Below are 21,041 nucleotides of genomic sequence, written 5' to 3' on the forward strand. Positions count from 1 at the left end.
AGTCAGTAACTAAACACAAAAGCGAGAGCCACCGACTCTCGCTTTTTATTTCAGACCGCCTGCTTTCAAGACATGATCAACGAAGCAGACAGAATGCACATCACCCCGCCAAGGTCTGCATAACGGATCACCGCAGGAGCCTCTGCTTCTACTTTCGGTTTAGCATGGTAGGCAATCCCCAACCCTGCCGTTTTCAGCATGAGAAGATCATTGGCACCATCACCAACTGCAACTGTATTAGCCTGCGAAATGCCGTACTGCTCAGCCAGGTTCAGCAAAATATCAGCCTTCACCCTGGCATCAACCACTTTGCCTAACACATGTCCCGTCAGTTTGCCGTCGATAATTTCCAGCGTATTTGACTGCGCATGGGCCAGATCCAGCTCCTGCTTCAAGTAATCAGAGAAATAGGTAAAACCACCGGAAGCAATCGCCGCCTTCCAGCCATGGTAATGAAGAGTCGCCACCAGTTCGCGCAGCTCCGGCATCATCGGCAGAGTTGAGCGCACGCTTTCCAAAATGCCTTCATCGGCTCCGGCCAGCTTCGATACCCGTTGGCGCAGGCTCTGTTCAAAATCCAGTTCGCCCTGCATGGCCCTCTCGGTCACTTCCGCCACCTGCTCGCCGACACCGGCCAACACTGCCAGCTCATCAATGCATTCAATTTCGATGGCAGTGGAATCCATATCCATCACTACCAGTCCCGGCTGCGATAAATCCGGTAAATCACTGACTCGGGTACAGTCAAGCTTAGCCGCAATCACAGCCTGCTCCAGCGCATCAGAGAAGGCATTGCCAAGCAACAAGGCATCATAGCTACCGACAGCCCATGCCGAAGTAATATTCAGTGCTTCCCCGGCCTTTTCACTCAGCTCGGATAACAACCCAGGGGTGATCCCACGGCCAAAAACCAATACACCGGCCTGTTTTCGGTCTAAATTTGAAGCATCACCGATAGCGGGATAATGCTGTTGCAACGAAGTGTGTTTTTCAATTTTCAGCACGCTAGCTACATCCATGTTTATGGTTTGGTCATAATATTCAACAGCTACCAAAGTACCCTATTGCAATTTATTTGGGCAAGCCCCAATATGGCATTCGAACATTTCGACCATATTGTTGGCGACGTTAAGATTATGAAACTAAGAACAAAGCGACTACATCGCGCATGGCAAATCCTGGTGCTGATCATCTGCTTAGGCGGACTGGTTGCGATGCTGGAATTTGGCTCGGATATCACCATCCGTAACTACCAGGCCCTCAGTGACCAGACTCAGTCACTGGCTCGCATGGTTGTGCGCCAGGCAGCCGAAACAGCCGCCAACGATATGATCGACAAGAAACAGGACAAACTGCAGACACTGGTACAGCAGCTCTCACAGGAACCGCTGATCCTTGATGCGACTATTTACGATCTGGAAGGGGTCACCGTCGCCAAAACCGAAGAATCTATGCCGCTTGAACAGGTTACCGGGATATCTACCCCGCTGTCGGTTGCCAGTTTCGGCCGCCTGCAGCTGATTGAACCGATCATGGCTGAAGGCCAGGTGGTGGGCTTTGTCCGCATCACCCTGGAGCATGGTCGACTGCTTGAACATGCAGCCGGTCAGGTTGAGTACATGACCAATACCATCCGCGGTATGGTTATTGCCGCACTAATCATCGGTTTCTTGCTGGCATTCACTTTCGGCCGCCGCAAGGATATCTGGCACTTCCCGTTCCTGCTTACTTCAAACGCGAAAGACTGATCTGTATTGGATACGCTCAGTTAATAACTGAGCAAACAGCCCCCCGACACACAACGCACATAGAAAAAGGGCTTGCCATCGGCAAGCCCTTTTTAATGTCCAGATACTTCTTTCAGGTCTGCTTACTCAGCGTCACCCAGAAGAACAGATTCCAGTGCGATTTCAATCATTTCGTTGAAAGTCAGCTGGCGCTCTTCAGAAGTAGTCGCTTCACCACGCAAGATGTGGTCAGAAACAGTACAGATAGTCAGTGCCTTAGCACCGAACTCTGCTGCAAGACCGTAGATACCCGCAGCTTCCATTTCAACACCAACGATGCCGTACTTCTTCATAGTCTGGAAGAAATCGAAATCTGGGTTGTAGAACAGGTCAGCAGAGAAGATGTTACCTACTTTAACGTCAACACCTTTCGCTTTTGCCGCTTCAACAGCATTCTGAACCATACCGTAGTCAGCCAGAGCTGCGAAGTCATGGTCACCAAAACGGATACGGTTAACCTTAGAATCAGTAGATGCGCCCATGCCGATAACTACGTCACGTAGGTTTACATCGTCACGAACTGCACCACAGCTACCTACACGGATGATTTTCTTAACGCCGAAGTCTTTGATCAGTTCAGTCGCGTAGATTGAGCAAGAAGGGATACCCATACCGTGACCCATTACAGAGATCTGACGGCCTTTGTAAGTACCTGTGTAACCGAACATGTTACGAACATTACAAACTTCCTTTACGTCTTCCAGGAAAGTTTCTGCAATGTACTTAGCACGTAGCGGGTCACCCGGCATCAGAACAACATCTGCAAAATCACCCATTTCTGCATTAATGTGAGGAGTAGCCATCTTTTATTTCCTTGATTTATCCGTTTTCCGTTGGATGCTTCTGTCCAACATCAATTTGCTATTTTTGAAGTGCTGTTTCGAACTATAAAACTATAGAACGAAACAGCGACAGGGATAGGTTTCCGTGATTACAGGAATGACTTACCGTATTCCATATCGGTTGTACCGAAGTATTCTGCCAGTGACTGGCCAATATCGGCAAACGTTTCACGGCGACCGCGTGAGCCAGGCTTCACTTTAGGGCCTGATACGAGTACAGGGATGTGCTCACGAGTATGGTCAGTACCTTCCCACGTAGGGTCACAACCGTGGTCTGCAGTCAGGATTAACACGTCATCTTCCTGAAGCAGTTCAGTAATTTCCGGCAGGCGCTTATCGAAGTATTCCAGTGCCGCAGCATAGCCAGCTACGTCACGGCGGTGGCCGTAAGCTGAGTCAAAGTCTACAAAGTTAGTGAACACGATAGTGTTGTCACCCGCTTCCTTGATTTGCTCAAGTGTAGCTTCGAACAGCGCAGGAATACCGGTTGCTTTCACTTTCTTAGTGATACCGCAGCCTGCGTAGATATCAGAGATCTTACCGATAGAAACAACGTTACCGCCTTTCTCGTCAACCAGCTTCTGCAGAACTGTGGCTGAAGGTGGCTCGATAGACAGGTCACGACGGTTACCGGTACGCTCGAACTGGCCTTTGCCAGCGCCGATGAATGGACGCGCGATAACACGACCGATGTTGTAGTCTTCAAGCTCTTCACGAACGATCTGGCAAAGCTCCATCAGCTTGTCCAGGCCGTAAGTTTCTTCATGGCAGGCAATCTGGAATACAGAGTCAGCAGAAGTGTAGAAGATTGGCTTGCCAGTCTTCATATGCTCTTCGCCCAGGTCATCCAGGATTTGAGTACCGGATGCGTGGCAGTCACCCAGGTAACCAGGCAGCTGAGCGCGTTCAACGATGCGATCCAAAAGCTCTTTAGGGAAGCTGTTGGAGTGTTCAGTGAAGTAACCCCATTCAAACAGTACAGGTACACCAGCAATTTCCCAGTGGCCAGACGGAGTGTCTTTACCTGAAGAAATTTCTTTTGCGTGAGCGAAAGCGCCAGTGATTTCAGCATTCGCATCCAGACCTGCAGGGTATTCACCTGAAGATTCTTCGCATGCCTTGGCCAGACCCAGTTTCGTCATATTAGGCAGGTGTAGCGGGCCGCTGCGCTCGCCGTTGTCAGCTTCACCGCGGGCACATGCTGCTGCAATATGACCCAGTGTGTTGGCACCAGTATCGCCGAAATCAGCGGCATCTTCTGTTGCACCAATACCGAAAGAATCTAGTACAAGGATAATTGAACGTTTCATTTTGACTCCATTAAACATCTTCAGGACGAATGCGGCGGTATACCTCTGGGGTCGGTTCAGGTTTCTGATCAGAAACCACGATGCTTTCGCGAACCGCTTTAGCCGCTTCTTCCCATTGAGCTTCTGTGCGGGCGTGGATGACAGCCAGCGGAGTTTCCGCATTAACTTCATCGCCCAGACGGATCATGTCACTCAGACCTACTGCATAGTCGATCTTGTCAGTCGCAACGCGGCGACCGCCACCCATGCCAACAACTGCCATACCCAGGCCGCGAGTATCCATTGAATATGCGTAACCTGTAGTTTCAGCAAATACCGGCTTAACGATGTCTGCTTTTTCCAGGTAGTTGTCGTAGTTCTGCATGAAGTCCGCAGGGCCGCCCAGGCCAGCAACCATCTTGCCGAAGCACTCTGCCGCTTTACCGTTGTCCAGTACAGCCTGCAGCTTAGTACGAGCTTCTTCCAGATCAGCCGCCAGGCCGCTGTTTACAAGCATTTCGGCACACAGTGCCATGGTTACTTCGAATAAGCGAGGGTTACGGTATTCACCGGTCAGGAATTGCACCGCTTCGCGAACTTCCAGTGCGTTACCAGCTGTTGAAGCCAGTACCTGGTTCATGTCAGTCAGCAGAGCCGTTGTCTTAGTACCGGCACCGTTTGCTACCGCAACAATAGATTTAGCCAGCTCTTCAGACGCTTCGTAAGTTGGCATGAAGGCACCTGAACCGACTTTCACGTCCATTACCAGCGAACCAAGACCAGCAGCCAGTTTCTTAGACAGGATAGAAGCCGTGATCAGGGAGATGTTATCAACCGTTGCTGTCACGTCACGAGTAGCGTAAACACGCTTATCTGCAGGTGCCAGATCGCCAGTCTGACCGATAATTGCCACACCTGCGTCTTTGGTCACCTGACCGAATACTTCATTAGAAGGGGTAATGTTGTAGCCTGGAATTGCTTCCAGTTTGTCCAGCGTACCACCGGTATGGCCCAGACCACGGCCAGAAATCATAGGTACGAAACCGCCACATGCTGCAACCATAGGGCCAAGCATCAGTGAAGTTACGTCACCTACACCACCGGTAGAGTGCTTGTCGACGATTGGGCCGCCGAAGTTCATGTGATCCCAGTTAATAACCATGCCGGAGTCACGCATGGCACAAGTCAGGGCAACACGTTCATTCATGGTCATGTCATTGAAGTAGATTGCCATTGCGAATGCTGCAATCTGACCTTCAGAAACTGTGTCTTTAGCCACACCCTGAATGAAGAAGTTGATTTCGTCAGCCGTTAGTTCGATGTTGTCGCGTTTTTTTCTGATGATTTCTTGTGGTAAATACATGGTATTCCCCAATTCTGATAATTTGTGTAGGGCATATGACGATTTACCTCGTAAAGCCGATTTGTACATCCTAAATCGCTTTACGGCATGATTCTCGGCCGCAAGAATGCTGCTCGTGCCTAAAACCCGGCAAGAACCACACAGTAAACAGTCACGGAAATAAATAAGGTGGCATTCATTGCCACCTTACGAGATAAGATTAGTAGCCGCCTTCAGCCGCTTTTTCGCCTTCGCCTAGCGTATGTAGCAGGTTAGCTAGCAGGCTAGATGCACCGAAGCGGTAGTGCATGTTGTCAGCCCAGTCAGCACCGTGGATGCGATCCGCCATTTCCAGGTAAGTCTTCGCATCTTCAGCAGTACGAACGCCGCCAGCAGGCTTGAAGCCAACAGTCTTCTCTACGCCCATCTCTTTGATTACGTTCAGCATGATTTCAGCAGATTCCGGTGTCGCGTTCACTGGCACTTTACCAGTTGAAGTCTTGATGAAGTCAGCGCCTGCTTTGATAGAGATTTCAGATGCTTTCTTGATCAGTTCTTCTGTCTTCAGCTCACCAGTTTCGATGATTACTTTCAGAAGGATGTCGCCACATGCTTCTTTACACTGCTTAACCAGTTCGAAGCCAACTTCCTCATTACCAGCCATCAGAGCGCGGTAAGGGAATACTACGTCAACTTCGTCAGCACCGTATGCAACAGCAGCTTTCGTTTCAGCTACTGCGATTTCGATGTCGTCGTTACCGTGTGGGAAGTTAGTTACAGTTGCAATACGGACTTCAGGTGTACCTTGCTCACGCAGCTGCTTCTTAGCAACAGGGATAAAACGTGGGTAGATACAGATAGCTGCTGTGTTGCCTACAGGGGTTTTCGCGTTCTTACATAGCTCGATCACTTTGGCGTCAGTGTCGTCATCGTTCAGAGTTGTAAGATCCATTAGTTTAAGTGCACGTAGTGCAGCAGCTTTTAAATCGCTCATGACTATCTCCAGTCCAGTTATTTTCTACCAAGCTTATAGAAACTGTTCCATACGCTTGACGGCAATCTATTCCTATACCGCCAAACGGCCCGCCTACAGCGAACAGTTAGATGAGCGGACTTGGTTCCTTGAAGACTCAGGAAAGCAATGCGAGATTACCAACCTGATTGATATCCATTTCACCGCGCAAGACACCAGGGTAACCAACGCATCTTGCAATAAGTGCCGTTCAGCAAACCGTGACGGTACTCCCATCACGACGGGGAAACGCTGAAACAGCAATCGTCAATTCTTGATGGTGCTCGCTAATAATACCAAGCTCTTTTACGCCCCACCATCAAAGTCGTGTTTCCATCCGTGCACAATGTGTTTACGACTATAGATTAGAGTAAACAATTGTTATTACTTGATAAATCACTCATCAAGTAAAGAAACGCTCCACAAGCCACTGGTAAAAAATACCACCGGCATACACCCCGAAAATACCCATGACACCGGGCAGAACCGGCGGCGCAGGAATGGGCAGTTTTATTGCTGAAAACAAGACCCCGACAATAAAACCTGCCGCCAGCGCCAGTATGGTTTCGCTCATAACTTTTCTCTCTGTGTTATACAGCACAAGAAAAGTGTAGCCCGCGGTCACTGGGGGTGCCGTTGTAACGACAAGATTGATAGTAACAAAGGGAGTTCACCAAAATCGGAGCGCAATCGATTAAACAGAACAAAGTTTCACACGTTACAAGGTTTTTACCAAATCTGTTGAATAGACATAAGTGAAGAGATGCAGCAGGAAAAGGACGAGGAGTTACACATACAAAAACGCCACAGCATGGCTGTGGCGTTTAATATACTTACTGAATTAAATCAGTGATTACATTGCGTTCAGGCTTACAAATAGGCCAGCGATAGTTGCAGACATCAGGTTAGATAGAGTACCTGCTGCTACTGCCTTCATACCGAAGCGAGCAATGTCGTGGCGACGGCTTGGAGCCAGACCACCCAGACCACCAAGTAGGATTGCTACAGAAGATAGGTTAGCAAAACCACACAATGCGAAAGAAATGATTGCTGAAGTCTTGTCAGTAAGAACAACTTCTGCACCTTCAGCTAGGTAAGGAGCAAAGTTCAGGTAAGCAACGAATTCGTTCACTACCAGTTTCTGACCGATGAAAGAACCAGCGATAGTTGCTTCTTCCCATGGAACACCGATTAGGAATGCCAGTGGAGAGAATACGTAACCAAGGATCAGTTCCAGAGTCAGCTCAGGCATGCCGAACCAACCACCGATACCACCCAACAGGCCGTTGATCAGTGCAATCAGACCGATGAATGCAAGAAGCATCGCACCAACGTTCAGAGCAAGCTGCATACCAGAAGATGCACCAGCTGCTGCTGCGTCGATAACGTTCGCTGGTTTCTCGTCTTCAGATACTGCATCGCCAGCCATCTGCTCGATTGGCTCTTCAGTTTCAGGCTTGATGATCTTAGCAAATAGCAGACCACCTGGTGCAGCCATGAAAGATGCCGCGATTAGGTATTCCAGAGGTACACCCATTGAAGCGTAACCAGCAAGTACACCACCAGCAACAGACGCCAGACCACCACACATAACCGCAAACAGCTCAGATTGAGTCATCTTAGGTACAAACGGACGAATAACCAGAGGTGCTTCGGTTTGACCTACGAAAATGTTAGCTGTAGCAGACATAGATTCGGCACGAGAAGTACCCAGTGCTTTCTGCAGACCACCACCAAGGATGTTGATAACAACCTGCATGATGCCTAGGTAGTAAAGTACGCTAATCAGTGCTGAGAAGAATACAATTACAGGAAGTACACGTAGGGCGAATACGAAACCGCCACCACCGAACACTTCAAACATCTTAGGTGAAGTCAGGCCACCGAATAGGAAGTTGATACCGTCGTTACCGTAGTTGATAACATTGGCAACAGCAGTAGACATGCCGTACAGCACGTCACGACCTACAGGCACATACAGTACAAAGGCACCCAAGCAGAATTGGATGGCAAATGCACCACCAACAGTACGTAAATTAATAGCTTTGCGGTTATCTGATAGTAGTACAGCTAGACCTAGCAGTACTGCCATCCCAACCAGGCTCATAAACAGGCTCATAGTTTATGGCATCCCTTTAGTTAAGTTTGGCGTCTCGACAATTCGGCTCATTAAGAGTCCGGCGCATTATACTCATGCCGTGACCGATAAAACTAATGCGGATATCACACTTTCCTAGGAAAGAAAGTGAAAGCAAAACCACAATTGTGACGCTACTCACAAACTACTTATTAACCAAAGCAACCGTTTGGCATTTTCGTTTGCTTTAGCGATCGAGATCACATCGAAATTCGAAACAATTCAGCCGTAGTTAAACTGGTGGCCAACTCGATTTCCGACTGGGACTCAGGCCTGATATCGGCTAACGCCTCAATGATGTTGCATAGCCTGTCGGGACGGTTCGGTTGTCCCTGAAAGCCAGCAACGGGCATATCCGGCGCATCGGTTTCCAGCATCAGTGTTGCCAGTGGCAAAGCTGCGATTGTATTGCGGGTTTTATTCGCCCGCTGATACGTTATCGTTCCCCCTACGCCAATTTTGATCCCCAGCTCAATAAGCTGTTGTGCCTGCGGCAAACTTCCGCTGAAACCGTGATACACACCACCCGCTGACAGCGGATGTTGTTTCAACAGTCTTAACAGCTCCGGAAAGGCTTTTCGGCAATGGAGGATAACTGGCAATGCATACTGATTAGCCAGCTTCAGTTGCGCCCTGAGCAACTCAATTTGCTGTTCCCGATCAGCGCCGACAATGGCAAAGTCTAGTCCACATTCACCGACAGCAACGCATTTAGACGCATTTTGTCCCGTGTCTGCGACAGCTTTTGCCAACTGCTGTTTCAGCCCTTCCAGCGCACCACTCCCGTGCTCCTCACTGAAAAACGGATGCAGGCCAAGGGCATAGAACAGCTCATCAAATTGCGAGCAGAGACTCTGCACTCGCTGCCAATTTCGTTGCCCGACAGAAGGAATAATGATTTTTCCGACTCCGGCACTATGGGCCAGAGCCAGATAGTGCTTGGGATCGGAGTCGAAAGGTTCAAAATCGAAGTGACAATGGCTGTCGATGAGCATAGTAAATCTTACTCTCTGGGTTATACCAAACTGAATAATAATCTGGCTCTCAGAAAAACGCTGGCGATTGACTCGGCCCGATGTCACCAGCTCTCGCCGGGACACCGGGTTGCTTTGGCGCTAACTCTTCTTAGCAACCATAACGATCATACTACGCCCGGTCGCCAGAATGGTATTACCCTGATATTTCGGCGCCTGCTCAATCGTATAAATATCTCCGGGACTTGGCTCGGCAGTATTGATCAGTATGTGCCAATCACTACTGTTTCGATCCGGGATAGTGAACTCCAGCGGATCCCAGTAAGCATTGCAAATTACATACAGCTCATCTTTGGTGATCGGATGGTTAACCGTTAGTGCCAGCGAGTGGGAATGTTCAGACCAATCCGGCTTGTTCGGCTCCGTGCCATGCCAACTAATCCCGACATTTTCCAGCACCGAGCTGAGCGACATATGCATATTCCAGTCGATCGTCGGCTCAGCACTGCGGATCTGGCTAAGTTGAGTGACAAAACGATGAATATCAGCATGCTTGTCAGCTAACCGCCAGTCGAACCAGCTGATTTCATTATCCTGGCAATACGCGTTGTTATTGCCCTGCTGAGTCCGCCGTACTTCATCGCCCATGCAGATCATCGGCGTCCCCAAGGAGAGAAACAGAGTTGCCAGCATGTTTTTGCACTGACGGTTCCGAATATTATCAATTTCAGCTATCGCGGTCGGGCCTTCGATTCCGTAGTTACTCGACACATTATGGTTATCGCCGTCACAGTTGTTTTCGCCATTGGCATGGTTATGTTTTTTGCTGTAACTGACCAGATCATTGAGGGTAAAGCCGTCATGGGCACAGATAAAATTCACCGACCTGTGCGGTGAGTGACGGTGGCTACAGTAAATATCCGGAGAGCCTAAAATACGAGATGCAAAGCGCCCGACATAACCGTTATCACCGCGCCAGAATGCCCGGACATCATCGCGATATTTGCCGTTCCATTCATTCCAGCGGTCGCCGATAAACGAACCGACCTGGTACAAGCCTGCGGCATCCCAGGCTTCAGCAATGATCTTGGTACTGCTAAGGATTGGATCCGAATCTATCGACCACAGTAACGGCGGCTCTTTCATCGGATGCCCTTGACTGTCTCTGGCCAACACCGAGGCCAGGTCAAAACGAAAACCGTCGACATGCATTTCAGTTACCCAATAATGCAAGGCATCAATAATCATCCGCCGCAACACACTGTTATTGGCATTGCAGGTATTGCCACAACCACTGTAGTTAGCGTATTTGCCATTACTTTTATCCAGCAAGTAGTAGGCCCCGTTCTGCAAGCCCTTAAAGCAAAATGTCGGGCCGCTCTCATCGCCTTCGGCGGTATGGTTGAACACCACATCCAGAATGACTTCAATCCCGGCTTTGTGAAGCTCCCGGACCATAGTTTTAAATTCATTTATCGCCGCCAGTGGTTCTTTTTCAACGCTGTAATCGGCATGAATCGCAAAGAAGTTTATCGGGCTGTATCCCCAATAGTTTTGCCGTCCTTCCGGTGCATCCTGAACATCAAACTGCTGTATCGGCATCAGCTCTACCGCCGTCACCCCAAGCGACTTCAGGTACGGAATTTTCTCGATAATCCCGGCGAATGTGCCCTGTCGGGTCTCTTCGATACCGGATGACGGATGCCGGGTAAACCCTCCGACATGCATCTCATAAATCATGGTATCGGTAAGCGAATGATTGGGTGATGTAGCCCCCTGCCAGTCAAACCCGTGCTGATCTACGACCATACTGAGCATACTGGATCCCATGTTCGAACCGGGACCGATGGCCCTGTCGCGACTGTAATTCTGCCCGAAGCAAATCGCCTGGCTGTAAGGGTCGATCAACACTTTATCCCGGTCAAAACGCAGACCGGTACGGGGTTTCCACGGCCCGGCCACCTGAAAACCGTAAACCTGGCCATGACCGATACCGGTCACGAACATAAACCAATAATGACCGCGCTTGTGGTCTACGGGGTTTAATTCAATCGACCGAAACGGCTGACTGGCATCCGGGTTATCAAACAACAGTAACGTCACCCGGGTGGCATCTTTGGAATAAAGGCTGAAGTTTACGCCCTGATCTTTCATTGTTGCGCCCAGCGGATAGGGCTCTCCCTGCAAGGCTCTGATTTCGTTCTCGGCGAAAAATTCCATTACGCCCTCCTTTATCTGATGCAACTAATGGAATATTAAGCTGTAACCGTCAGAAGGAAAGAGAGCCAGGGCCGATCCGCAGAAATGTCATAAAAAAAGCCGCCACGATTGTGACGGCTTTGTCGATCGGTAGGCTAAGGCCTGTAACAAAATTGCTTAGTGCTCACGGGTTGCACGGAAATCAATGTCCGGGAAGCGCTCTTTTGCCAGGTTCAGGTTAACCATAGTCGGAGCGATGTAACTCAGGTTATCGCCGCCGTCCAGTGCCAGGTTAGACTGGTTCTTACGTTTGAATTCTTCCAGCTTCTTGGCATCTTCGCATTCAACCCAACGTGCTGTCGCTACGTTAACGCTCTCGTAGATTGCTTCTACGTTGTATTCAGCCTTCAGACGGGCGACAACCACGTCAAACTGAAGCACACCAACCGCACCTACGATCAGGTCGTTGTTCTGCAGCGGACGGAATACCTGTACCGCACCTTCTTCAGACAGCTGTACCAGGCCTTTCAGCAGCTGCTTCTGTTTCAGAGGATCTTTCAGGCGGATACGGCGGAACAGTTCCGGTGCAAAGTTAGGAATACCAGAGAACTTCAGTGATTCACCCTGAGTGAAGGTATCACCGATCTGGATAGTACCGTGGTTGTGCAGACCGATAATATCACCCGCGTATGCGTTCTCAGCACGTGCACGATCACCGGCCATGAAGGTTACCGCATCAGAAATGCTGACGTTCTTACCGGTACGTACGTGGTTCATCTTCATGCCCTGGGTGTAAGTACCCGATACAATACGCATGAAAGCAATACGGTCACGGTGCTTAGGATCCATATTTGCCTGGATCTTGAACACGAAACCGGAGAATTTCTCTTCCGTTGCTTCAACAACACGCTCGTTTGTCTGGCGAGTCTGTGGCGCAGGCGCCCACTCAGTCAGACCGTCCAGCATGTGGTCAACACCGAAGTTACCCAGTGCAGTACCGAAAAATACCGGTGTCAGTTCACCTTGCAAGAACAGCTCACGGTCAAATTCGTGTGATGCACCCAGTACCAGCTCAAGCTCTTCACGCAATTGCTCTGCCAGCTCTTCACCAATTTCGGTATCAAGTTCAGGATTGTCCAGACCTTTAATGATGCGAACGTCCTGGATTGTGTGACCCTGACCTGTGGTGTAAAGAATAGTCTCGTCACGGTGGATGTGGTACACCCCCTTGAACTCTTTACCGCAACCGATAGGCCATGAAACCGGTGCACAAGCGATGTTCAGCTCGCTCTCAACTTCGTCAAGCAGCTCCATCGGATCACGGATATCACGGTCAAGTTTGTTCATGAAGGTGATAATTGGCGTATCACGCAGACGGGTAACTTCCATCAGCTTACGGGTTCGATCCTCTACACCTTTCGCTGCGTCGATAACCATCAGACAGGAGTCAACAGCAGTCAGGGTACGGTAAGTATCTTCCGAGAAGTCTTCATGTCCCGGGGTATCCAGCAGGTTCACCAGGCTGTCGTTGTATGGGAACTGCATTACCGATGTTGTTACCGAGATACCACGCTCTTTTTCCATTTCCATCCAGTCAGACTTAGCATGCTGGTTGGAGCCACGGCCTTTTACCGTACCGGCTTTCTGGATCGCGTTTCCGAATAACAGAACTTTTTCGGTAATCGTTGTTTTACCCGCATCCGGGTGAGAAATGATCGCAAACGTACGACGTTTGTTCACTTCAGATAGAAAAGACATAAGCGCTGATAATCCTGTGAGAGATTTCAATAATCGAGTCGCAGCCCTGCTGATATTTCAGCGAAAGGCTGTCGGGCTCCTGGTTCGGCACCGCTATTCGGTTACTCACCGGCACAAGTGCCGGCCAGCGAGCCACTGGAGCCAAAAGATGGCGGAATTATACGCAAACTCCGCGGAAAGTCACAGCGGTAAACCTATCCGGTTTACCGCTTATAAAAGGTTAAGTCGCTACATGAACATATAAGTCATGATCAGAGCGTCTTCCCGTCCTGTCGCTGTCGGATAGTAATCCTCACGGCGGTTGATTTCATTAAAACCAAGGGCTTCATATAACTGAAATGCACGGGTGTTGCTGGCCCGAACTTCAAGCCAGATTTCCTCAGCATTGCCCTGTGCCAGACAATCAATAAAGCCTTCCAGCAAAACCTTGCCGTAACCCTTACCCTGAAAAGCCGGATCAACGGCAATATTCAGCAACGTTGCCTCGCCAACGATATTCTGGCCAAAACAATAACCGGCAACCTGGTCGCCAGCCTGCAAAACTAAATTAACGGCAAACTTACCCGGCTCTTTACGGATCAGCGATTCAGACCAGGGAAATGCGTGAGCAGCCTGCTCAATACGCCAGACATCGTCCAGGTGATGTGGCTCAAGTGATACAATTTTATGAGTCATATGAACAAATTTGTTGCCATAGGGCTTTTTTGCCTGCTGGATTGGTATGCATTTGTTTCAGTGATACCGAGGTCAACAGTCGGCTACCCGCAGGATTTCCCCCCTGACAGCCAGCCAACCAGCACCAGGTCAGATGATGTTCACGAATCTGCTCCAGCGCCTGCGGCGGCACCAGCAGCGCCTGCTCCGGCGTCAGCTTCATGCTCTGCAAGATCCGGCCAAATAACCAGCGGTCATGTTCGTCCAGTTCATCTTCGCAGACAAACAGCAATTTGCATGTCTCGGGAAGATCAATCACAGGCACCTGCATCTCAGGAAAAAAAGAGGGCTTTCTTACCTGCCAGTAAGTCAGGCCCATTTCCTGCAAAACCTGTATATCTCGCTGTTTCATCCTCTTACCATTCTCTGTGTGGTGGTATCACTCCGGCGTGCGATCCTACCAGAACCGCCCCGCCAAACTGAATTATTATCCATAAAAATACCACCCGAAGGTGGCATTTTTGCAGTTCATGAGCAAAGCAAAGTTAAACGTCTGAAAATTCAGCGCTGTACTCCACCAACCCATTTCTGCCAGCCAGAGTACCCGGGATCAACTCCAGCACCATGAATGCCTCATCAGGCACCGGCCAGCTGCAGCTCAGGCCATGATCTGAAGCCTTCACAAAACCGACCTTCGGGTAATAATCACTGTGGCCCAGCACAACGGTAACCGGGTAGCCAAACTCAGCCAGCGTTTCTTTCGCTTCTTCCATCAGTGCCAGGCCAATGCCCTGACGCTGAAACTCCGGCTTCACTGCCAACGGAGCCAGCCCCTGCCAGTTATCATCCTGACCATCGACAGTCACTGGGCTGAAAAACAGATGACCGATAACCTCACCTTCATCACTGCAGGCCACCAGCGACAATGTGCAGCGGCCGTTTTCGCGCAGTTTCATTACCAGGTTGGCTTCAGCTTCCGTTTCAAAAGCGGCTTTCAGTAACCTGTCGATAGGCAGAATATCTGCCGGAGCTTCAGTTCTAATGAGCATTAATTACCTCGTGTTCTGCAGCAATATCCTGCATGCCTTTCTGGATGAAGTCCGCAGACTGCTCCAGTACAAATTTAACCGGTGCCGGCAGTGAATCCAGATCGATACTGTCCATCAGGTTCTTCACTTCCAGACCTAATTCGGTGTCACCTTCAATGCGCAGACGGCGCTGGAAGAAAAGGGTATCCGGGTCTTCTTTGCGGGCTGCGATCAAAACCAGATCATTACAGTCGCCGCTGAAGCTGACATCTTCCTGCTCAACGTGCTCAGATACAACCAGCTTTTCACCCTGGTAACTGATGTACCAGCGCAGGCCCAGATCCCTGACTTCCACTTTCAGCCAGCGATCTTCCAGAAACTCAAAGTCGCCGTCTTCCAGCGCTTCTTTGAATACCATAGCCAGACCATCCAGCATCACTTTCTTCTGGACCGCAAAAGGAGTCAACTTTGCCGGCACACGGATCAATGCCGGGCCATGCTGTACCATATGCTTTCGTAGTTGAGCAATCACTGTTTATTATCCTGCCTGTTTCACATTTATTCATCGATTGTAGGGTAATGAAGGTGGGGCTTTTTATGCCTTGGGTCAAAAAAAACGTTTCTATACTCGCAAAGTTTGGAATTGCGCCTTCATCACAGGTTATAGTATCCGGCACTGATATTTGACCGGCTAAGGCCGAAGTCTAACGCATACGGACGTACGATTCATCAATGCCGACAGAGCAACTTAATTACTGGTTCCCACTGCTGACCGATAACAGCCCTTTTTTGTTTGCTGTTTTGGACAAAGAGCATAACTATCTGGTCGTCAATAACCGCTACTGCGAAATAAGCGGTCTGAAACGTGAAGAGCTGGTCGGCCAGAATGACAAAACGATTCTCGGCCAGGCATTTTACGATTCACTGCGTCCTTACTATGAACGAGCATTCAAAGGTGAATCCGTCGAAGGTGAAGTGGTACTGAACGATAATCGCCACGACACCAGTATGCACTTCAGCCTGGCACCGTTGCCGGACAAATCCGGCGATATTCCTTATATTGTCCTGCATTCCGCCGACACCTCCGAGCGCCAGGTACTGGCCAACTCGCTTCAGGAACTGGAAAACCAACTCAACCAGCTCAATGAACTACTTACAGACGGCAGCTGTATTGTCGAAGGCGATATTATTATTTCCGCCAACATGGCCGCCGCCGATTTGCTGGGTTTCGAATCTCCACGAGAACTAATTGGTGAAGAGCTTGGCCGGCTCCTGATCGACAGCCATAGCCAGCGTATCCTCGGCAACCATGTCAGCCAGTTAGGCAAGACACCTCCACGACAGTGCCAAACCAGTCCTAGATGTAACACCGAACGTATGCTGCAGGTGACCGCCTCTGATATCACCCTGCTCGGTTCGCCCGCCAAGCTGGTACTGATAAAAGACAATTCGGAACAAGCCGTTCAACAAGGCCAAGTCGAGCAACTGGTTCATACCGATCCCCTGACCGGCCTGTACAACCGCCACGGCTTCAGCCGTCGATTAAGCCAGCTGATCAGCCAGAGTACACCACTGGTGATGCTCTACCTTGACCTTGATAACTTCAAAAACATCAATGATTCGCTCGGCCACCATATCGGTGACCGGGTACTTCAGGAAATTTCCCAGCGCCTGCAGCGTCTGTTGCCAGAATCAGCCATTATCGGCCACCTGAGCGGTGATGAGTTTGCCATTATCCTGCCCGAACCGGAACACGACCGCGCCGGCGAACTGATCTCGCAGCAAATCATCGCCCTTATTAACCAGCCGTTTGACCTTCACCACTTCAGTAAGCACCTGGCCTGTTCAATTGGCATGGTCAATTACCCTGGTGATGGCAACGATGCCCGTATCCTGCTACAAAATGCCGATACCGCCATGTATGAAGCCAAAAACCGTGGCCGAAATCGCCTGGTGAAGTTCAGCGATGAGATGAACAAAGAAGCACGGATGCAGCTGTGGCTGGAAATCGAATTGCAAAAAGCCCTGCAACACAACGGGCTGGAAGTCTGGTATCAGCCTAAGGTCCATGCGCGTGATTTTGTCATTGACGGTGCCGAGGCACTTGTTCGCTGGAAACACCCGGTAGAAGGCTACATCAGCCCAGCCCAGTTTATTCCGGTTGCCGAGCGCTCCGGGATGATTGAACAGCTTGGCCAAGTGGTAATGAAGGAAGTGTTCACCACCGTCCGTAAATGGAAACAACAAGGCCTGATGGCCGGACGGGTTGCCATCAACCTATCGCCACAGCAGTTCGGTAACCCGAATCTGATTTCTTACGTTGAACAGTTAAAGAAAGCCACTGGCGTCAATCCGAATGATATTACTTTCGAGCTGACCGAAAGCGCGGTAATGAGTGACGGCGAGCATGCCATCCAGATGCTGAACGCGATCAAAAAGCAGGGCTTTGCCCTGTCTATTGATGATTTCGGTACCGGTTATTCGTCCCTGTCTTACCTTGCCCGCTTCCCGCTTGATGAGCTGAAAATCGACCGGGCCTTTATCAAAGATATCGAAACTGTGCCCAAGCAGGTAACCCTGATCGAAAACATCATCAATCTGGGTAAATCACTGAGCATGAGCATTGTGGCCGAAGGGGTAGAAACCCGCCAGCAGGCAACCTTGCTGTCAAACCTTAACTGCGACTATATCCAGGGCTTCCATTTCTTCCGTCCGTTACCGAAAAATGAGCTCGAGGCGATCCTACTCAAGCACAGCCGTCGGCAGGACTAAAAATTCACAAATTTTTGCCCGATTGATTACAAAACGGCCACCAAACCCGAAAAAATTGTCCTAAATCAATAAAACCTGCCTGATATCAAGACAAGGGGGCACCTAGCCCCCTACTATTCCTCCATAACTTTCATTCCACCACTGGTAGATATAATAATTATGGAGCTACTCTGCCCCGCCGGTAACCTTCCGGCGCTGAAAACTGCCATTGATAACGGTGCGGACGCGGTGTACATCGGCTTTAAAGATGACACCAATGCCCGTCATTTTGCAGGTTTAAACTTTACTGGTCGCAAGCTGGAGAAAGCTGTCCAATACGTGAAAGATCATGACAGGAAGTTACATGTTGCCCTGAACACCTTCGCTCACCCTGACGGTTTCGATCGCTGGGCCAAAGCGGTCGACAATGCTGCAGCCATGGGCGTCGATGCCCTGATCGTGGCTGACATTGCGGTACTTGACTATGCGGCAACCAAATACCCGGATCTGGAACTTCACCTGTCGGTACAGGCGTCAGCCACTAACACCGCTGCCATTGATTTCTACAAACAGAACTTCAATGTTAAGCGTGTGGTACTGCCTCGCGTACTGTCTATCCATCAGGTTAAACAGCTGGCACGCAATACAGATATGGAACTGGAAGTTTTTGCGTTCGGCAGCCTGTGTATCATGTCCGAAGGTCGCTGCTACCTGTCTTCCTACATGACCGGTGAATCACCAAACACTGTCGGTGCCTGTTCTCCGGCTAAATATGTTCGCTGGCAGGAAACCCCGCAGGGTCTGGAGTCACGCCTGAACAACGTCCTGATTGACCGTTACGAAGCCGGAGAAAACGCGGGTTACCCTACCCTGTGTAAAGGTCGCTTCGAAGTTGACGGCAAGCGCTACCATGCCCTTGAAGAACCAACCAGCCTGAATACGCTGGAAATTCTGCCTGAGCTGTTTAAAGCCAACATCGCTTCGGTGAAAATCGAAGGCCGTCAGCGCAGCCCGGCTTATGTCGAGCAAGTTACCCGCACCTGGCGCGCTGCAATCGACCGCTACCTGGCAAACCCTGAAGGCTACCACGTAGATCCGGCGTGGAATGCTTGCCTGGGCAATGTCTCAGAAGGCAGCCAGACCACCCTTGGCGCGTACCATCGTAAATGGCAATAAAGGAGAACACTATGAAATACTCGCTTGGCCCACTCCTTTATTTCTGGCCAAAAGATGATGTTGAAGCTTTTTACCGGCAGGCGAAAGAAGCCAATACCGATATCATCTACCTGGGTGAAACCGTATGCTCGAAGCGCCGTGAAATGAAACCGGCGCATTGGTTTGAAATTGCCAAAGACATCGCTTCCACCGGCAAACAAGTGGTACTGTCGACCATGGCACTGCTTGAAGCACCGAGTGAAGTCAATGTGATGAAGAAATACATCGACAACGGTGACTTCATCATCGAAGCCAACGATGTATCTGCGATTCAAATGGCTCACGAAAAAGGTATCCCATTTGCGGTCGGCCCAGCGGTGAACTGCTACAACGCCCAAACGCTGAACCTTTTCCTGAAAAAAGGCATGGTACGCTGGTGTATGCCAGTCGAGCTGTCACGCGAATGGCTGCAAAATGTCGTTCAGCAGTGTGAGACGATGGGTATTCGTGACAAATTCGAAACCGAAGTCTTCAGCTACGGTTACCTGCCGCTGGCCTATTCTGCCCGCTGCTTCACCGCCCGTGCCGAAAACCGCGCCAAAGATGACTGCGAAACCTGCTGTATCAAGTATCCAAACGGGATCACGGTAAACAGCCAGGAATCACAGAAAGTCTTTACCCTGAACGGTATTCAGACCCAGTCCGGTTACTGCTATAACCTAATCAATGATCTGAAAGGAATGGAAGGCCTGGTGGATGTGGTTCGCCTTAGCCCACTAGGTACTGAAACCCTGTCGCTGGTTGATGATTTCCGCGCTAACGAACAAGGCGCAACCCGTCACCAGCTCGAAGGCGGCCATCAGTGTAACGGCTACTGGCATAATCTGGCCGGTCTCGAAATTGTCTGATCGGACTGATTAGCCAGCCTGAAATACAAAAAAGCCGCGAATTCGCGGCTTTTTTTATTCTTTTCAGATTATCGCGTACGATACTATCAGCTTTCGCTTTGCTCTGTTTCTTGCTCCCGCTTTGCTTCAGCCATCAGACGACTCAGCTCTAACAGCGAAAAACGGTGCTCGACAAACTCATAAACATTACCGGACAACGCCAGCTTATACAGCATCAGGGCTGACTGGTAATCCTTGTTATGGTGATAGATTTTACCCAGGTAGAAATACGCCTCGGTAAGACGTTCTGCCAGGATGTCATTATCTTCGCTTTCGTTGGCAATCCGGTTCAGTAACTCACTTTCACTCAGCTCACTCAAATAAAGACGGACAATTTCCCATCCCCATTCTTGCTTTTCAGCCACTTCATAACGCTGTTTCAATCTGTCCTGAGCTGTATCCGGTGTGCGTTCCAGATCAACCAGGTAGAGCCAAATCACCCGGTACGGATCATTTACATTCTGCTGATAGTGAGCCACCAAATCTTCATGAGCAAGGTCGTAACGACCGCCATAATACAGGGCGATCCCACGATTGCGCTGGGCAAACGGGTGACGAAGGTTCAGCTCCAGGGTGGAATCGAAGGCTTCATAAGCCGCATCAAAATGTGCGCTCTGGGTGAAATAGACACCAAGGATATTAAAGACATCCGGCTGGTCAGGTTTTAGTGACAGCGACTGGTTAAAATCAAGGCGAGCCAGGTCCCGAAGGCCAATACTGTCATGAAGCAAACCGCGCTCATAATACACCTGAGCCAGGGTGTTATTGTCCAGATCACTGCGCTTTAGCAGCTGATCAATGCGAGCCAGCTGGATCTGTTGCTGAATTGTCGGCTGGAAAGGGACCGCCATCGGGGGATGAGCCCATTTAGACTGAGGTGCTGAGCTGCAGCCAGCTAACATCATCACCGCAATACATGCGATTTTTAACCTGTTTGCAATCAATGCAATTCTCCCTGAGGTCATACCAAACGGACAAGCTCTTCTTACTAGCTTATACCATCAGCGCAAGAAGGCGCGTATCGTTAAGGCTAATACCAAACGGAACAATTATCCTGCGACTTTCACGACTCCACGGCCGGGTTGCAGACTTTCTGGCTTGGCATTTGTTATTAAAGGATCTAAAAAAGGGGCCTTTCAGCCCCTTTTATATCATGCTTTTAGCAA

At 49.8% G+C, this 21,041-nt stretch carries 19 protein-coding genes; 4 read left to right on the forward strand and 15 right to left on the reverse strand.

The window, feature by feature from the left end; genetic code table 11:
* Positions 1-65: 65 nt before the first annotated feature.
* Entirely contained in the window at positions 66-1,019 is a 954-nt protein-coding gene (gene serB, locus AACQ93_RS14110; RefSeq protein ID WP_064605771.1) for a phosphoserine phosphatase, read from the reverse strand.
* A 72-nt stretch (positions 1,020-1,091) separates the two neighbouring features.
* On the opposite strand from serB, the gene AACQ93_RS14115 reads away from it, so the two are divergent.
* Positions 1,092-1,748: a YtjB family periplasmic protein gene (locus AACQ93_RS14115; RefSeq protein WP_232323319.1), complete on the forward strand. Its 657-nt coding sequence runs from the start codon at positions 1,092-1,094 to the stop codon at positions 1,746-1,748.
* A 122-nt stretch (positions 1,749-1,870) separates the two neighbouring features.
* Here the strand turns inward: AACQ93_RS14115 and deoD are convergent, their stop codons facing one another.
* The 13 genes from deoD to ubiT all read right to left on the reverse strand — a co-directional run bounded on the left by deoD (position 1,871) and on the right by ubiT (position 15,554).
* A complete protein-coding gene (gene deoD, locus AACQ93_RS14120) occupies positions 1,871-2,590 on the reverse strand; it encodes a purine-nucleoside phosphorylase (protein ID WP_064605773.1) in 720 nt (239 codons plus the stop codon).
* Positions 2,591-2,718: 128 nt separating this feature from the next.
* Positions 2,719-3,939 (reverse strand): phosphopentomutase, encoded by a 1,221-nt coding sequence (gene deoB, locus AACQ93_RS14125; protein ID WP_064605775.1) that lies wholly within the window; start codon positions 3,937-3,939, stop codon positions 2,719-2,721.
* A 10-nt stretch (positions 3,940-3,949) separates the two neighbouring features.
* Positions 3,950-5,281 carry a thymidine phosphorylase gene (deoA, locus tag AACQ93_RS14130; RefSeq protein ID WP_064605777.1) on the reverse strand — a complete coding sequence of 444 codons (1,332 nt, stop codon included), beginning with the start codon at positions 5,279-5,281 and terminating at the stop codon, positions 3,950-3,952.
* A gap of 199 nt (positions 5,282-5,480) precedes the next feature.
* Positions 5,481-6,254, reverse strand: coding sequence for a deoxyribose-phosphate aldolase (deoC, locus tag AACQ93_RS14135; RefSeq protein ID WP_007464785.1), 774 nt, complete (start codon positions 6,252-6,254; stop codon positions 5,481-5,483).
* 421 nt (positions 6,255-6,675) lie between these two features.
* On the reverse strand, positions 6,676-6,846 hold the full coding sequence (locus AACQ93_RS14140; RefSeq protein ID WP_007464786.1) for a XapX domain-containing protein: 171 nt from the start codon (positions 6,844-6,846) through the stop codon (positions 6,676-6,678).
* Between the two features lie 279 nt (positions 6,847-7,125).
* Positions 7,126-8,391, reverse strand: coding sequence for a NupC/NupG family nucleoside CNT transporter (locus AACQ93_RS14145; protein ID WP_007464788.1), 1,266 nt, complete (start codon positions 8,389-8,391; stop codon positions 7,126-7,128).
* Between the two features lie 218 nt (positions 8,392-8,609).
* Complete coding sequence (locus AACQ93_RS14150) at positions 8,610-9,404, reverse strand: TatD family hydrolase (RefSeq protein WP_064605779.1); 795 nt, start codon at positions 9,402-9,404, stop codon at positions 8,610-8,612.
* A 120-nt stretch (positions 9,405-9,524) separates the two neighbouring features.
* Positions 9,525-11,603, reverse strand: coding sequence for a glycogen debranching protein GlgX (gene glgX / locus AACQ93_RS14155; protein ID WP_064605781.1), 2,079 nt, complete (start codon positions 11,601-11,603; stop codon positions 9,525-9,527).
* A 156-nt stretch (positions 11,604-11,759) separates the two neighbouring features.
* Positions 11,760-13,340 carry a peptide chain release factor 3 gene (gene prfC, locus AACQ93_RS14160; protein ID WP_064605783.1) on the reverse strand — a complete coding sequence of 527 codons (1,581 nt, stop codon included), beginning with the start codon at positions 13,338-13,340 and terminating at the stop codon, positions 11,760-11,762.
* Between the two features lie 228 nt (positions 13,341-13,568).
* Positions 13,569-14,015, reverse strand: coding sequence for a ribosomal protein S18-alanine N-acetyltransferase (gene rimI, locus AACQ93_RS14165; protein WP_064605785.1), 447 nt, complete (start codon positions 14,013-14,015; stop codon positions 13,569-13,571).
* Positions 14,005-14,406 carry a DNA polymerase III subunit psi gene (locus AACQ93_RS14170; protein ID WP_064605786.1) on the reverse strand — a complete coding sequence of 134 codons (402 nt, stop codon included), beginning with the start codon at positions 14,404-14,406 and terminating at the stop codon, positions 14,005-14,007. Before AACQ93_RS14170 ends, rimI begins: the two co-directional genes overlap by 11 nt.
* Positions 14,407-14,539: 133 nt before the next feature.
* Complete coding sequence (locus AACQ93_RS14175) at positions 14,540-15,043, reverse strand: GNAT family N-acetyltransferase (RefSeq protein ID WP_064605788.1); 504 nt, start codon at positions 15,041-15,043, stop codon at positions 14,540-14,542.
* Positions 15,033-15,554: a ubiquinone anaerobic biosynthesis accessory factor UbiT gene (gene ubiT, locus AACQ93_RS14180; protein ID WP_064605790.1), complete on the reverse strand. Its 522-nt coding sequence runs from the start codon at positions 15,552-15,554 to the stop codon at positions 15,033-15,035. The genes AACQ93_RS14175 and ubiT overlap by 11 nt, the downstream gene beginning before the upstream one ends.
* Positions 15,555-15,754: 200 nt before the next feature.
* Between ubiT and AACQ93_RS14185 the strand changes: the two genes are divergently transcribed.
* The 3 genes from AACQ93_RS14185 (at position 15,755) to AACQ93_RS14195 (ending at position 19,836) form a co-directional block, all read left to right on the forward strand.
* On the forward strand, positions 15,755-17,794 hold the full coding sequence (locus tag AACQ93_RS14185; RefSeq protein WP_064605792.1) for a sensor domain-containing protein: 2,040 nt from the start codon (positions 15,755-15,757) through the stop codon (positions 17,792-17,794).
* Between the two features lie 159 nt (positions 17,795-17,953).
* Positions 17,954-18,949: a ubiquinone anaerobic biosynthesis protein UbiU gene (ubiU, locus tag AACQ93_RS14190; RefSeq protein WP_007464807.1), complete on the forward strand. Its 996-nt coding sequence runs from the start codon at positions 17,954-17,956 to the stop codon at positions 18,947-18,949.
* Between the two features lie 11 nt (positions 18,950-18,960).
* Entirely contained in the window at positions 18,961-19,836 is an 876-nt protein-coding gene (locus AACQ93_RS14195) for a U32 family peptidase (protein ID WP_064605794.1), read from the forward strand.
* 86 nt (positions 19,837-19,922) lie between these two features.
* On the opposite strand, the gene nlpI is transcribed toward AACQ93_RS14195, so the two are convergent.
* The gene (gene nlpI / locus AACQ93_RS14200; RefSeq protein ID WP_084419164.1) at positions 19,923-20,819 is read right to left on the reverse strand and encodes a lipoprotein NlpI; all 897 of its coding nucleotides are present in this window, start codon (positions 20,817-20,819) and stop codon (positions 19,923-19,925) included.
* Between the last annotated feature and the right edge of the window lie 222 nt (positions 20,820-21,041).

The organism is Photobacterium sp. J15, assembly GCF_963870815.1.
Lineage (GTDB): Bacteria > Pseudomonadota > Gammaproteobacteria > Enterobacterales > Vibrionaceae > Photobacterium > Photobacterium marinum.

Bases quoted from the DNA above. Each gene is read 5' to 3' on its own strand.
- deoC (WP_007464785.1), bottom strand. From the start codon at position 6,254: ATGAGCGATTTAAAAGCTGCTGCACTACGTGCACTTAAACTAATGGAT.
- AACQ93_RS14150 (WP_064605779.1), bottom strand. From the start codon at position 9,404: ATGCTCATCGACAGCCATTGTCACTTCGATTTTGAACCTTTCGACTCC.
- AACQ93_RS14140 (WP_007464786.1), bottom strand. From the start codon at position 6,846: ATGAGCGAAACCATACTGGCGCTGGCGGCAGGTTTTATTGTCGGGGTC.
- serB (WP_064605771.1), bottom strand. From the start codon at position 1,019: ATGGATGTAGCTAGCGTGCTGAAAATTGAAAAACACACTTCGTTGCAA.
- deoD (WP_064605773.1), bottom strand. From the start codon at position 2,590: ATGGCTACTCCTCACATTAATGCAGAAATGGGTGATTTTGCAGATGTT.
- deoA (WP_064605777.1), bottom strand. From the start codon at position 5,281: ATGTATTTACCACAAGAAATCATCAGAAAAAAACGCGACAACATCGAA.
- AACQ93_RS14185 (WP_064605792.1), top strand. From the start codon at position 15,755: ATGCCGACAGAGCAACTTAATTACTGGTTCCCACTGCTGACCGATAAC.
- AACQ93_RS14145 (WP_007464788.1), bottom strand. From the start codon at position 8,391: ATGAGCCTGTTTATGAGCCTGGTTGGGATGGCAGTACTGCTAGGTCTA.
- glgX (WP_064605781.1), bottom strand. From the start codon at position 11,603: ATGGAATTTTTCGCCGAGAACGAAATCAGAGCCTTGCAGGGAGAGCCC.
- ubiU (WP_007464807.1), top strand. From the start codon at position 17,954: ATGGAGCTACTCTGCCCCGCCGGTAACCTTCCGGCGCTGAAAACTGCC.
- prfC (WP_064605783.1), bottom strand. From the start codon at position 13,340: ATGTCTTTTCTATCTGAAGTGAACAAACGTCGTACGTTTGCGATCATT.
- deoB (WP_064605775.1), bottom strand. From the start codon at position 3,939: ATGAAACGTTCAATTATCCTTGTACTAGATTCTTTCGGTATTGGTGCA.
- AACQ93_RS14175 (WP_064605788.1), bottom strand. From the start codon at position 15,043: ATGCTCATTAGAACTGAAGCTCCGGCAGATATTCTGCCTATCGACAGG.
- rimI (WP_064605785.1), bottom strand. From the start codon at position 14,015: ATGACTCATAAAATTGTATCACTTGAGCCACATCACCTGGACGATGTC.
- AACQ93_RS14115 (WP_232323319.1), top strand. From the start codon at position 1,092: ATGGCATTCGAACATTTCGACCATATTGTTGGCGACGTTAAGATTATG.
- AACQ93_RS14195 (WP_064605794.1), top strand. From the start codon at position 18,961: ATGAAATACTCGCTTGGCCCACTCCTTTATTTCTGGCCAAAAGATGAT.
- AACQ93_RS14170 (WP_064605786.1), bottom strand. From the start codon at position 14,406: ATGAAACAGCGAGATATACAGGTTTTGCAGGAAATGGGCCTGACTTAC.